The following is a 13542-nucleotide window of genomic DNA, read 5'->3' as shown; positions in this document are numbered from 1 at the left end:
AGTATAAATTTAATAGGATTTATTCTTTTTCCAATTGAAAACGACTGTACATTGCAACATAAGTATTGAATGTTGGTCTGTTTTGATTGTAAAATGATAAATCGTTATTATCTTTCATAATGGTCAGTAAATTACGGTAACGTTCTACATCGGTGTAAATATCAGAGAGCATAAAGTTTTGATCAGCAGCGTTGAAATTTTTGTAGTATTTCAGATTCTCTTGGTATTTTACCATCAATTTTCTCAATAATTCACGTGCTTTTTCTTTCTCACCTATTTTGTAGTATCCGTCAGCAAATGGATCAACTGCTGTATAATAGCCGTAATAATCTATCGGCATTTTAGTCAACGACATTTCAATAATTGCCTTCGCTTTGTCATTTTTACCTTCCTTAATCAATTGGAACATCAATCGCGATAAGTTATTTCGAGAAGATATGCTGTTTTTGCGCGTTTCAGGATCATGGTAAATGGTTGTTTTTTCGCCATTGCCCCAAGTCCATTTTTGAACTAAATTGTACATTACGTCAGTATCAATTTGTCCTAAATCAAATGGATTTTCTTTGTCTACAACAGTTTTTAACGGTACCAATTTATACACCATACCGTCCAATTGCAAATAATCTTTCATCCATAAATAATCTTCATTACCAAAACTTCCTCCAGTGAAATAAGTAGGTCGTTTCCAATTGTTATTATTCAAAATGTCAAGCATTATCAAACGGTTTTTATACATCGCACCGCCATCAATATCAATATCGATGTAAGGAACAATGGAGTCATTGTATTTCGGACTTACCACTTTGTTTTTGATTACCACATTTTTATCAACTGGAATTCGAACTTTATTAGTTGGGAAGAAATTGGCCATTTGTCCGCTTCCTAATTCTATTTTGGTACGTGGATTTTCACTTTTAGCAAAATCCAAGAAGTCTTTCAGATTCCATCTGTTTTCAGTTTGACCACTAAATAAAATGTAGTCTCTCGTTCCGTCCACGTATTGATTGTGGTTGAATGAAATTGGTAGTCCATTTGAATTGTACGTTTTCATTTTCATTTGATCTATGTACCAATCGGTCATTAATAAACTCGTACAACATACTTTTACATCGGTTCTGTAGCCTTCAATTTCTTGTGCATACCATAAAGGGAAAGTGTCATTATCTCCAATTGTATACAAGATGGCGTTGGGTTCACACGAATCCAAATAGGCTTTTGCCATTGCCAATGCAGTATATTTATCAGAGCGATCGTGATCGTCCCAGTTTTGAGTAGCCATCAATACAGGTGAAGCTATTAAACAAGCAGCAATTGAAATTGGCGCTGCAATTTTTGAAGCCAGTTTGTCTTTTATAATTTCATATAATGCATAAACTCCAAAACCAACCCACATCGCAAACACATAAAACGAGCCTACCAATGCATAGTCTCTTTCTCTCGGTTCGAATGGACGCTCGTTCAAATAAATTTTCAAGGCTAAACCTGTAAATAAGAATAGCGTCAATAACACGTAGAACGATTTTCTATCGCGTTGAATGTGGTACATAAAACCAATTAGTCCTAACAAGAACGGTAAGAAGAAATAGGTGTTACGCCCTTTGTTATTGGCTAGGTCTTGAGGTAAATCCTTTTGTGGACCTAAATGAATTTCGTCTAAAGGTGTAATTCCGCTCAACCAGTTTCCATCTATATTGTCGTATTTTCCTTGGTTGTCGTTTTGTCTTCCAACAAAGTTCCACAACAAATAGCGGCCGTACATATAGCCAAATTGGTACTCTACCATAAAACTGATGTTGTCCCATGTAGATGGTTTTTCAACAATTAAATACTTGCTGTATCTTTTCAAAAAGCTAACATAATCACCGTTGTCAACTTGTTTTTGAGCGTAAGCAGTTTTAAATTCGCTGATGGTTTTTTGAATTTCATCTTTAAGTTGGGCAACAGCTTGAAATAATTCTTCTTCACTAAGAGTGTTAACGTCAATGCCATATTGTTCTAAATCATCTTCGTAAGGGTAATTATGGTCCAATTCAAACTTAGGAACACTGGTAAAAGTGATGTAGTTTTCAATATGCTCTGGACTCCACAGACGAGGTAAAATAGCCTTATGATTGTCATCAGAATTTTGTTCGGCATTTTTATAATGATTTACGATCTCGTATTTACCCGTTTGATAATTTCTCTCATAGTTGGGAGCTTTGTCTAAATACGGTTGGTCTTCATCTAAGCCAGCAAAAGTATCAGTGTATTGTGGTCCGTAAAAAAGCGGATTAACACCATATTGTTCGCGATTGTAGTAGGCTAAAACTTCGGCTGCATCCGATGGCTTGTTTTCGTTGATTGGAGTGTTGGCATTGGCACGAATAGGCAGCATCAACCAAGTTGAAAATCCGATTAAAACAAACAAAATACAAAGCAAAATAGTATTGTAAAAAGCTTGGTTTTTTTGTTTAGTGTAACGCAATCCGAAGTAAAAAAATCCAATGATTAGGGCAAACATGATGATGGTTCCAGAATCAAAAGGAAGTCCGAGACTGTTTACAAAAAAGATTTCACTTTTTCCAAAAAACCCCAAAGTGTAGGGTAAAAGTAACTTGAAGATGAACAACAAAATGGCAACAATTACGATGTTGGCAATGATGAAATTTTTAACAGTAACTTTTTCGTAATTTTTAAAGAAATACAAAAATCCTATTGAAGGAATAGTCAGTAAGGCCATAAAGTGTACACCAAAGGACAAACCAACAATTAATGATATCAATAACAACCATCGGTTTCCGCGTGGTGTATTCATGTCTTGTTCCCACCGTAATCCCAACCAAAATAACAAGGCTATGAATAAAGTTGCCATTGCATATACTTCAGCTTCAACAGCATTGAACCAAAAACTATCAGAAAAAGTAAATGTCAATGCGCCAACAAATGAACTTCCTAAAATGGCAACTGAATTGTCTTTAGTGAGTTCAGTATAACCCGAAACCACTTTTTTGAGTACAATATTTGATGACCAAAACATAAAAAGTATGGTGAAAGCACTCGAAAAAACCGACATCATATTGACCATCAGGGCGATGTTTTCTTTACCGACAGCAAAGGTTGAGAAAAACGCTCCGAGCATTTGGTATAATGGTGCTCCAGGCGGATGTCCGACTTCTAATTTTGCAGATGTAGCAATGTATTCACCACAATCCCAAAAACTCATTGTTGGTTCAACGGTTAATGAGTAAGTGACTAATGCAATTACAAAAGCAACCCAGCCTAAAATAGTGTTCCACTTTTTAAAGTTTTCTGTTGTCATATATTCGGTGTGATGGTTTGATTTTATTTCGGTACAAAGAAACTATTTTTTTAGCGAAACCCATAAGTTGAACGATATAAAATTTTCACAATTAATGGGTTTAAAAAAATGGTTTTCTTCAATTTGGTTATTCGTTTTCTGTTATTTTGAATTCAATTCCGATAAAGCGAATGCTTTCAATACTAATCCTACTGTCTTCTTGAAGGTATTTTCTAATTTTACTAATGTAAACGTCCATGCTTCTTCCCGAAAAAAAATCATCAGTATTCCATATTGCTTTTAAAATCTGTTCCCGTTTTACCAATTGGTTTTTATGATGATAAAAATAATGAATCAAAGCGGCTTCTTTTTCGGTGAGTTGTTGGGTTTTTCCGTTCAATTCTAAACTCATTCTTTGAGTGTCGAAAAGATAATTTCCCAATTGAATTTTTTGTTTTCCATGGTTTTTGTTGAAATTTGATTCACTTCGTTTCAAGATGTTATTCAGTCTCAAAATGAGTTCTTCTGCCTCAAAAGGTTTGACAATATAATCGTCGGCACCCAATTGTAGACCTCTAATTTTGTCTTCCATCAGTTGTTTAGCGGTTAAAAAAACAAAAGGCATTTCTGGATTAATTTCGATGGTTTTCTCAGCCAATGTAAATCCATCCATTTCAGGCATCATTACATCAAAAACACAAATGTCATAAGTGTTACGTAGCAGTAAATCCAAGGCTTTCTTTCCGTTTTCAACCACCGTAACATCAAAATGATTCAACTGTAAATACTGTTGTAACACAATCGAAAAATCAACATCATCTTCAGCTAAAAGAATTTTCTTCATTTTTATTGTATTGATGAAGGGATAAGTAGAGTCAGTTTAGTGCCTTTTCCAAAATCACTCACTAATTGAACACTTCCTTTGTGTGCTTTAATGATTTGGTCTACATAATACAACCCTAAACCAAGTCCTTTAGTCGTATGAACATTGCCTTGTTCCACACGGTAAAATTTGTCAAAAAGCAGACTTTGTTTATTCTTCTCTATCCCAATTCCGTTGTCTTCTATACAAATGGAGAACACATTATTTTGAAGCTGTGTTGAAATAATTATAGTTGAGCTACCATATTTCACGGCATTTTCCAATACATTTAGAATGGCTGTTGTTAAATGAAAAGTATCCAATTTTAATTTGGTTTCTCCCGAATGAAAATGGGTTTGAATTTGAGTGTTTGTGTGTGCGATTTTAAAATCATTGATGATTGAATTTAAAAAAGAATGTACCTCAATTTTTTGCTTGTGCAGTTCGATTTCTTCATGTCCCAACGAATTGCTCATTACTTGGTCAATTAGATGTTGTAAACGCTCGTTTTGTCGATTGATGGTGTTGAGTAATTGATTGTATAATTGTTCGTTTTCTTTGATGTCTTTGCGTTCCAATATTTTGGTTGAAACCGATAAAGTGGTTAGCGGAGTTTTCAGTTCATGAGTAATGTTGTTAATGAAATCAGTTTTAATGTCACTGATTTTTTTCTGCTTGATTAAGGCTTTAATAGTAATAACAAAAATGCTGATTAAGATGATTATTGAGAGAAAGGAAAAGATTAAAATTGAAGACATTCTTTTAAACACAATCAGTTCCCAATTTTTTACTGATACATATAATGCGTCTTCTGTTAGTAATTTGTAGTTAGAATGGTCCGAGTTAGAACTTGTAGTGCCAACATAATTCCGAATCAAAAAAGCATCGTCCAACGAGGCCAAATTCCCGCACATTTTATTTTCTATTAATGGTTTTTCGGCAAAAAGTGTGTCGGCTTGTTTGTGATTGTTGAACATAACAAACTTATTCAGAACAATAGCAAAATCGATCGAATGATCGGGAAATTCTTCTTCAAATTCTTGTTGCAGTTTTAATGTTAATTGTTTTCTAAACTGATTTTTAAGTAATTGCTGTTTTATTTCTTCGCCAGTAGTTTTGTTGGCCAAATAGTTGGATGCCAATTGTTGGTATAAAAAATCTTTTTTATTAAAAATAGTACTATCAATATCGCTGTAATCATTAGTAATTTTACTCAGCCGATCTTTAATTTCCAATCGAAACTGTGCCACTTTATATCGGTAAGCTGTTTTTACTAAATACAATTGTACAAAGCACAACGCAAGCAATACGATGGTAGAAATAGTAATAAGTATGTTGATCTTTGTTTTCATTTGCATGTAATTCGAATTCAAAAATAAGACGATTTATTGTAAAATGATTTTTTTTAGCTGTCTTTAACCTACGATTAACTTTCATAGGATGATATTCAAAAGATTTTTATTTTCTTGAAAATATTTTAAGATGAAATAGTTAGCTTGATTAAAGGCTAAACTCAAAGTTTTTTTGAATAAAAAGCATTGAAATATTTGCTTAAAATAAAATTTGTATTAAATTTGCACCCGCATTCATGCATTATTGGTCTATGGTGTAATGGTAACACAACTGTTTTTGGTGCAGTCTTTCTAGGTTCGAGTCCTAGTAGACCAACAAAATAACCCTAACTTTTTTAGTTAGGGTTTTTTGTTTGTACTAGGTGAGAAGTTTATTCCGACAGCTTTAGCGTATCGGAAAGTCCTAGTAGACCAACAAAATAATCACAACAGTTAAGTTGGGATTATTTGTTTTTATAACAAATAAAAAACCTCTCGAATTGTGGAGAGGTTTTTTAAGTTGCTATTTAGGTTGGTTGTTATATTTTGAAAGTCACCACCGGACGAGTGGCATGGTTTACTAGATCTTCGCTAATACTTCCATTGAAGAAGTGAGACAGCCCTTTTCTTCCATGAGTACACATTCCAATTAAATCGGCATTAATGCTGTTAGAGAAATTTAAGATTCCTTTTTCAACATTAGTTTCGTTATAGATGTGTGTTTGATGTTTGTTTACTTTGAAGTTAGAAATAAAATTATTCATAATCTCTTCAGAAGTAGAAGTAGATTTAAAATCGTTTGGTGTGTTGATCATCGCTAAGTGTAAAGTTGAATCAAATTTGTTGGCAAATTCAACTACTTTTTCAAAAGGTTTTTTTACTTCATCACTAAAATCAGAAGCAAAAACGAAATCATTAACTTCGAAGTTTTCTTGCTCTTTTTTGATGATTAAAACAGGAACTTCAGAGTTTCTAACCACTTTTTCAGCATTAGAACCTATGAACATTTCTTTATATCCGCTTGCTCCATGTGAACCCATTACAACTAAATCAACGTTGTTTTTTTGACTTATTTTTAATATTCCGTCAAATGCTAATTCAAACTGAACTACTTCAGAAACTTTGATTCCGTCAAGGTAATCTTCATCCATTAAATCTTCCAATTTTTTGATTGCGGCATTTTTGAAAAACATTATTTCAGGGATATCTTTTCCAGCGCCAATGGCATCACCGGCTTGATGAGGCAACTCAAGCATGTGTAATAAAATAATTTCACCATCGTTTTTTTTGGCAATTTGAGCAGCTACTTTCAAAGCATACTCAGCGTGCTTAGAAAAGTCTGTAGGTATTAAAATTTTTTTCATGATTAGATATAAATTACTGGTTTTATTTAGTTTATTTTTTCTTTGATAAAGGTAAGGATTTTTTTTAAGATTCGTAAATGATATTTGTCATTAAAAAAAAATTGTATATTTGCACCGTTATTTATTATCAAAACTAAATAATGAGGGAAGCAATGCTTCCCTCTTTTTATAAAAATATGACATTTAAAGACAAAGTAATTGAATTGTTGAATCAAGCACTACAAGAAAAGCCAAGTCTTTTTTTAATTGATTTGACCATCGACAATTCTAACAAAATATCCATAACTTTGGATGGAGATAATGGAGTAATACTCCAGGATTGCATCGATATCAGCAGAATTGTTGAGAATAATTTGGATAGAGAAGAACAAGATTTTTCTTTAGAAGTAGCCTCGGCAGGTGTTTCTTCTCCATTAAAATTGGTACGACAGTACAAGAAAAATATTGGAAGAACGCTAAAAGTTAAAACCAAATCTGAAACAATTGAAGCAGAGTTGGAAAATGCAGACGAAGATAAAATAACTTTAGTTTGGTCGGCCAGAGAGCCAAAAAAGATAGGAAAAGGAAAAGAAACAGTGATTAAAAAGGCTGAAATTCCTTACAATGAAATAATAGAAGCAATTGTTACAATAAATTTTAATTAATAAGAATAATGGAAAATATTGCATTAATCGAATCATTTTCAGAGTTTAAAGACGATAAACTTATTGATCGAGTAACGCTTATGGCGATTTTAGAAGACGTTTTTAGAAATGCTTTAAAAAAGAAATACGGTTCGGATGATAATTTTGATATTATCATAAATCCTGACAAAGGAGATATGGAGATATGGAGAAACAGGGTTGTTGTTGCAGATGGAGAAGTTGAAGACGAAAATCAAGAAATTGCACTTTCAGAAGCACGAAGAATTGAGCCTGATTTTGAAGTAGGTGAAGACGTGTCTGAAGAAGTGAAATTAATCGACTTGGGAAGAAGAGCTATTTTAGCTTTACGCCAAAATCTTATTTCTAAAATTCATGAACACGATAACACCAATCTTTACAAACAATTTAAAGATTTAATTGGCGATATTTACACAGCAGAAGTACACCATGTAAGACCAAGAGTTGTAATTTTGGTTGATGATGATGGAAATGAAATTGTACTTCCAAAAGAAAAACAAATTCCATCCGATTTCTTTAGAAAAGGAGATAATGTAAAAGGAATTATTGAAAGTGTTGAATTAAAAGGAAATAAACCTCAAATTATCATGTCTAGGACAGCTCCAGCTTTCTTAGAAAAATTGTTTGAGCAAGAAATTCCAGAAGTGTTTGATGGTTTAATTACAATCAAAAATGTAGTGAGAATTCCGGGTGAAAAAGCAAAAGTAGCAGTAGATTCTTATGATGACAGAATTGATCCAGTTGGAGCTTGTGTCGGAATGAAAGGTTCTAGGATTCACGGAATTGTTCGCGAACTTGGAAATGAAAATATTGATGTAATCAATTACACATCAAACATTCAGTTGTACATTACAAGAGCATTAAGTCCAGCAAAAGTTTCTTCCATCAAAATTGATGAAGAAAACAAAAGAGCCGAAGTGTATTTGAAATTAGAAGAAGTTTCAAAAGCGATTGGTCGTGGTGGTCATAATATTAAATTGGCAGGTCAACTAACTGGTTACGAATTGGATGTAATCAGAGAGGGTAGCACTGCAGAAGAAGACGATGTTGAATTGACTGAGTTCTCAGATGAAATCGATGGATGGGTGATCGATGAATTTGCTAAAATTGGTTTGGATACTGCACGTAGTATTTTAAAACAAAATGTGGCTGATTTAGTGAGAAGAACCGATTTAGAGGAAGAGACAATTCAAGAAGTTATCAGAATATTAAAAGAAGAATTTGAGGATTAATTCTCACCAAAATAGTATAAAAAATTAATTAGATTTTATGTCTGAAGGAAATATTAGAATAAACAAAGTTTTAAGGGAATTAAATATTTCTTTAGAAAGAGCTGTGGATTATCTAAAAGATAAGGGAATTGCTATTGAAGCAAGTCCAAACACAAAAATTTCTGATGATGTATATAATATTCTTTGTGGCCAATTTGCTGGTGATAAAGGAAATAAAGAAGCTTCTAAAGGGGTGAGTGAGGAGATTAGAAAAGAAAAAGAAGCGCTTCGAATTGAAAGAGAAAAGGAAATTGAGGAAAAGAGAAAACAAGAAGAAGAACGTCAACGTCTTGAAGTAATCAAGGCTAGAGCAGTTGTTTCCGGGCCAAAGCAAGTAGGTAAAATTGAATTAGATCCAGTAAAAGTGGCTCCAGTTCAAGAAGTAAAACCTGAGCCAATTGTTGAAAAAATAGTTCCCAAAGAAGTTGAAACTCCAAAGGTTGAAGAGAAAAAAGTGGCTCAAGTTGTAGAGGAAACTCCAACTGAAGAAACCCATGAAACTCAATACCAAAGTTTAACAGGTCCGAAAATTACAGGTCAAAAAATTGATTTAGCTCAATTCGAAAAACCTAAAAAGAAAAAAGAAGATCCAAAAATTACTCCAAATAAGCCAGGTGATCCAAAACCAGGAGAGAATAAAAATAAGCGTAAGAGAATTCCACCAAAACCAGGTGAAAACAGACCAGGAACTCCAGGAGCAAATGGTGGTGCAAACAAACCAGGTGGAAACAAATTTGGAGCCAATAAGCCTGGAGGAGGTTTCCAAAAAGGGAATCGCCCAGCTATTGTTCAAAAAGTGGAGCCAACGGAAGAAGAGGTTAAAAACCAAATCAAAGAAACCTTAGAGCGTTTACAAGGAAAAGGTTCCAAATCGAAAGCTGCAAAATACAGAAGAGATAAAAGAGATTCTCACCGTCAACGTACAGATGAGGAACAAAAAGCAATTGAAGAAGGAAGCAAAACAATCAAAGTAACTGAGTTTGTTACTGTAGGTGAAGTTGCAACCATGATGGATGTGCCGATTACCAAAGTAATTGGAACGTGTATGACTTTAGGAATCATGGTAACCATGAACCAACGTTTAGATGCCGAAACCTTATCAATTGTTGCTGACGAATTTGGCTATGAAGTTGAATTCATCACAACTGATATTGAAGAAGCAATTGAAGTAGTTGAGGATAGAGAAGAAGATTTAGTCTCTCGTGCTCCAATTGTAACGGTTATGGGACACGTTGACCACGGAAAAACATCTTTATTGGATTACATCCGTAAGGAAAATGTTATCGCAGGTGAGTCGGGTGGAATTACCCAACACATTGGTGCGTATGCAGTGACTCTAGATAATGGTCAAAAAATTACGTTCTTAGACACTCCAGGTCACGAAGCTTTTACCGCGATGCGTGCTCGTGGTGCTCAAGTAACTGATATCGCGATTATTGTGGCTGCTGCCGATGATGATATCATGCCGCAAACTAAGGAAGCAATCAGTCATGCTCAAGCTGCTGGAGTTCCTATGATTTTTGCCATCAATAAAATTGATAAACCTGCTGCTAATCCAGAAAAGATTAAAGAGCAGTTGGCAGGAATGAATTTATTGGTTGAAGATTGGGGTGGAAAATACCAATCACACGATATTTCGGCCAAAATTGGTACAGGTGTAAAAGAATTGCTTGAAAAAGTGCTTCTTGAAGCTGAAATTTTAGATTTAAAATCGAATCCAAATAAACCTGCTGTCGGAACTGTTGTGGAAGCTCAGTTGGATAAAGGAAGAGGTTATGTAACTACTATTTTGGTGCAAGCCGGAACTTTAAGAGTAGGAGACTATGTGTTAGCAGGTAAGAATCATGGTAAAATTAAAGCGATGCACGATGAAAGAGGGAATTCGGTTAAAGAAGCCGGACCTTCAACTCCAATCTCAATTTTAGGTTTGGATGGTGCGCCAACTGCGGGTGATAAATTTAATGTTTTTGAAGACGAAAGAGAAGCAAAGCAAATTGCAGCCAAACGTACTCAATTGATGCGTGAACAATCCGTTCGTACACAAAAACACATTACATTGGCTGAAATTGGTCGTCGTATCGCGCTCGGACAATTTAAAGAATTAAATATTATCCTTAAAGGAGATGTGGATGGTTCTGTAGAAGCATTATCTGATTCGTTCTCTAAATTATCTACTGAAGAAATTCAAATCAATATTATACATAAAGGTGTTGGAGCGATTACAGAATCGGATGTAATGTTAGCTTCTGCTTCGGATGCTATCATCATCGGATTTAACGTTCGACCAGCAGGAAATGCTAAACAATTGGCTGATAAAGAAGAAATTGATATCCGTAACTACTCTATTATTTACGATGCTATCGATGACTTAAAAGATGCGATGGAAGGAATGCTTTCTCCAGAGATGAAAGAAGAAATCACTGGAACAGCCGAGATACGTGAAATTTTCAAAGTGTCTAAAGTCGGAACAATTGCAGGTTGTATGGTTACTGATGGTAAAATCTTCAGAAACTCTAAAATACGTTTAATTCGTGAAGGAGTTGTAATTTATACAGGTGAATTGGCTACTTTAAAACGTTTTAAAGACGATGTAAAAGAAGTAGCAAAAGGATACGACTGCGGTATGCAGGTTAAAAATTATAACGATATACAACAATACGATATAATCGAAGCGTTCCAAGAAGTGGAAGTGAAGAAAAAGTTGAAATAAAAAAAATCCCCGCTGAATAGTGGGGATTTTTTTTATGATTAAATCATAAAAATTATAACTTACTTGGTTTTATGATGAATGCATTTGGGTATTTTTTTACAAGTAATTTCAAGTTTCTTTCTGCTTCAATTCGTGTTTTATAATTTCCGACCCAAACTTTATAGGAAGGAGTGTTAAACACAATGGTCGCATCAAAGTCTTTGAATTCCTTTTTAAAATCTACAAAAGCCTTTTTAGACAACTCATTATTGCCTGTAAATACCTGAATTTTATAGCGATTATTGATTGTGATACCCGAGTTGATTTTTCTCTTTTCTTTTAATAATTGCTCAAATTTAGGATCCTGATTTACTTCTATATTTTGACTTAAAATCAAATTATTTTTACCAAAAAATACATTTAAAATAAAGAAAAAAAGAGCTTTTTTATACGTTGAAATATTCATAATATATTGATTTTAATGCAAATGTAACACATAGATAACTAAAGGAAAACAAAAATATTATTTAGAATTGATATAAATTAAGAATTAAGATATATTTAAGGTTTTGAGAATAATTGATAAGTCGTATTTTTGTGCAGGTTTTTTAAAAAGGGCAATGTTATTTTTGATAAAAATCATTAAAAAGCATGCCAAAAATTGTAAATTATCATTTGCTATATAAATACAGGAACGCACTATTGTAGGAATGTATTTTATATGATCTGAAAAAATTATACTAACACATGAAAAAAATGGGTAACCATAATTCGATTTCAAGGACTATAATTTTCTGTTTAGCTTTTGCGCTAACGTTCTCCTTAACTTCTTTTTCTCAAGAAACTGCCGCTCCAGCACCTGCTGCCGATGCTGCGGCTACAACAGCTGCTGCGCCTGCTGCTTCTGGTGGTGATCCAGTGGCTGGAAAAGCATTGTTTAATACCAATTGTGCCGCATGTCATAAATTAGATGCTAAAGCAACTGGACCTGCTCTTAGAGGTGTTGCAAATAAGTACGATATGGCTTGGTTGTACAAATGGATCAACAACAGTTCTGCTTTGATTGCTTCTGGTGATGCAAAAGCAGTAAAAGTTTTCGAAGAGAACAACAAGTCGGTAATGACAGCATTCCCGCAATTGACTACTACAGATATTGATAACATTATTGCTTATACTTCTGAGAAAAAAGAAGAAGTTACTCCAGTGGCTGGTGCGGTTGTTGGTAAAGTAGATGAAGGCGGAATTTCAAACAATGTAATTTTAGGAGCGCTTTCGTTGGTAATGTTGATGTTGGTGGTGATGTTGTTCTTGGTGAACAATGTTTTAACTAAAATCGCTAAATCAAATGGTATTGAAGGTGTTGAAAGAAAATTTGATTTCTTGGCTTTGCCTAAAGCATTTGTAAAAAATCAATTTTTAGTATTCGTGTCGGCAGTTTTCTTGTTGTTGGCAAGTGGATACTTTGTTTATGGGTATTTAAGTCAAATTGGTGTTGACCAAGATTATGCGCCAATTCAGCCAATTCACTATTCGCACAGAATCCACGCAGGAAGTAATGGTATCGATTGTAAATACTGTCACTCATCTGCAAGAACAAGTAAAAATGCAGGTATTCCTTCTTTGAATGTGTGTATGAACTGTCACAAAAATATTTCTGAAGTTGCTGATACTACTGCAACCGCTGAATACTCAAAAGCATTTTATGATGCGCAAATCCAAAAACTATACGATGCTGTAGGTTGGGACAAAGCAACTCAAAAATATACTGGAAAAACGCAACCGGTGAAATGGGTTCGCATTCACAAACTTCCTGATTTTGCTTATTTCAATCACTCTCAACACGTAACAGTTGGAGGTATCGAATGTCAAAAATGTCACGGTCCAGTTCAAGAGTACGAAATTCAAAAACAATTTGCTCCTTTAACCATGGGATGGTGTATTAATTGTCACCGTGAAACCAATGTTAAAATGGAAGGAAATGCTTACTACGATAAAATTCATGCTGAACTTTCTAAGAAATACGGTAAAGATAAACTTACTGTAAGCGATATGGGAGGTTTAGAATGTGGTAAGTGTCACTATTAAT

The 13542-nt window shown here is 34.0% G+C and carries 9 protein-coding genes and 1 tRNA gene; 5 read left to right on the top strand and 5 right to left on the bottom strand.

Annotated elements, in window-relative coordinates; all coding sequences use genetic code 11:
• Positions 1 to 19: 19 nt before the first annotated feature.
• The 3 genes from VK161_RS00245 to VK161_RS00235 form a co-directional block, all read right to left on the bottom strand.
• Positions 20 to 3298, bottom strand: coding sequence for a DUF2723 domain-containing protein (locus tag VK161_RS00245; RefSeq protein WP_324212731.1), 3279 nt, complete (start codon positions 3296 to 3298; stop codon positions 20 to 22).
• A 127-nt stretch (positions 3299 to 3425) separates the two neighbouring features.
• Positions 3426 to 4121: a response regulator transcription factor gene (locus VK161_RS00240; protein WP_324212730.1), complete on the bottom strand. Its 696-nt coding sequence runs from the start codon at positions 4119 to 4121 to the stop codon at positions 3426 to 3428.
• A 2-nt stretch (positions 4122 to 4123) separates the two neighbouring features.
• On the bottom strand, positions 4124 to 5491 hold the full coding sequence (locus VK161_RS00235) for a HAMP domain-containing sensor histidine kinase (protein WP_324212729.1): 1368 nt from the start codon (positions 5489 to 5491) through the stop codon (positions 4124 to 4126).
• A 245-nt stretch (positions 5492 to 5736) separates the two neighbouring features.
• Between VK161_RS00235 and VK161_RS00230 the strand changes: the two genes are divergently transcribed.
• Positions 5737 to 5807: transfer RNA gene (locus VK161_RS00230), tRNA-Gln, on the top strand.
• Positions 5808 to 6009: 202 nt separating this feature from the next.
• On the opposite strand, the gene VK161_RS00225 is transcribed toward VK161_RS00230, so the two are convergent.
• Positions 6010 to 6834, bottom strand: a complete 825-nt coding sequence (locus VK161_RS00225; RefSeq protein ID WP_324212728.1) for a universal stress protein — start codon at positions 6832 to 6834, stop codon at positions 6010 to 6012.
• A gap of 176 nt (positions 6835 to 7010) precedes the next feature.
• Between VK161_RS00225 and rimP the strand changes: the two genes are divergently transcribed.
• Genes rimP through infB form a run of 3 tightly spaced genes read left to right on the top strand, consistent with a single transcriptional unit; the run spans position 7011 to position 11477 of the window.
• On the top strand, positions 7011 to 7478 hold the full coding sequence (gene rimP / locus VK161_RS00220) for a ribosome assembly cofactor RimP (protein ID WP_324212727.1): 468 nt from the start codon (positions 7011 to 7013) through the stop codon (positions 7476 to 7478).
• Positions 7479 to 7486: 8 nt separating this feature from the next.
• The gene (gene nusA / locus VK161_RS00215; protein WP_324212726.1) at positions 7487 to 8728 is read left to right on the top strand and encodes a transcription termination factor NusA; all 1242 of its coding nucleotides are present in this window, start codon (positions 7487 to 7489) and stop codon (positions 8726 to 8728) included.
• 37 nt (positions 8729 to 8765) lie between these two features.
• Positions 8766 to 11477, top strand: coding sequence for a translation initiation factor IF-2 (infB, locus tag VK161_RS00210; RefSeq protein WP_324212725.1), 2712 nt, complete (start codon positions 8766 to 8768; stop codon positions 11475 to 11477).
• 52 nt (positions 11478 to 11529) lie between these two features.
• On the opposite strand, the gene VK161_RS00205 is transcribed toward infB, so the two are convergent.
• Complete coding sequence (locus VK161_RS00205) at positions 11530 to 11922, bottom strand: SPOR domain-containing protein (protein WP_324212724.1); 393 nt, start codon at positions 11920 to 11922, stop codon at positions 11530 to 11532.
• A gap of 281 nt (positions 11923 to 12203) precedes the next feature.
• On the opposite strand from VK161_RS00205, the gene VK161_RS00200 reads away from it, so the two are divergent.
• Complete coding sequence (locus tag VK161_RS00200) at positions 12204 to 13541, top strand: c-type cytochrome (protein WP_324212723.1); 1338 nt, start codon at positions 12204 to 12206, stop codon at positions 13539 to 13541.
• Position 13542: the final 1 nt, after the last annotated feature.

The organism is Flavobacterium sp., assembly GCF_035299245.1.
Classification (GTDB): domain Bacteria; phylum Bacteroidota; class Bacteroidia; order Flavobacteriales; family Flavobacteriaceae; genus Flavobacterium.
The sequence above is the reverse complement of the archived record's forward strand: the minus strand, read 5'-3'. Positions and strand labels throughout refer to the sequence as shown.

Excerpts from the sequence above, each read along its gene's own strand:
- VK161_RS00245 (WP_324212731.1), bottom strand. The coding sequence starts at position 3,298 with ATGACAACAGAAAACTTTAAAAAGTGGAACACTATTTTAGGCTGGGTT.
- VK161_RS00240 (WP_324212730.1), bottom strand. The coding sequence starts at position 4,121 with ATGAAGAAAATTCTTTTAGCTGAAGATGATGTTGATTTTTCGATTGTG.
- VK161_RS00235 (WP_324212729.1), bottom strand. The coding sequence starts at position 5,491 with ATGAAAACAAAGATCAACATACTTATTACTATTTCTACCATCGTATTG.
- VK161_RS00225 (WP_324212728.1), bottom strand. The coding sequence starts at position 6,834 with ATGAAAAAAATTTTAATACCTACAGACTTTTCTAAGCACGCTGAGTAT.
- rimP (WP_324212727.1), top strand. The coding sequence starts at position 7,011 with ATGACATTTAAAGACAAAGTAATTGAATTGTTGAATCAAGCACTACAA.
- nusA (WP_324212726.1), top strand. The coding sequence starts at position 7,487 with ATGGAAAATATTGCATTAATCGAATCATTTTCAGAGTTTAAAGACGAT.
- infB (WP_324212725.1), top strand. The coding sequence starts at position 8,766 with ATGTCTGAAGGAAATATTAGAATAAACAAAGTTTTAAGGGAATTAAAT.
- VK161_RS00205 (WP_324212724.1), bottom strand. The coding sequence starts at position 11,922 with ATGAATATTTCAACGTATAAAAAAGCTCTTTTTTTCTTTATTTTAAAT.
- VK161_RS00200 (WP_324212723.1), top strand. The coding sequence starts at position 12,204 with ATGAAAAAAATGGGTAACCATAATTCGATTTCAAGGACTATAATTTTC.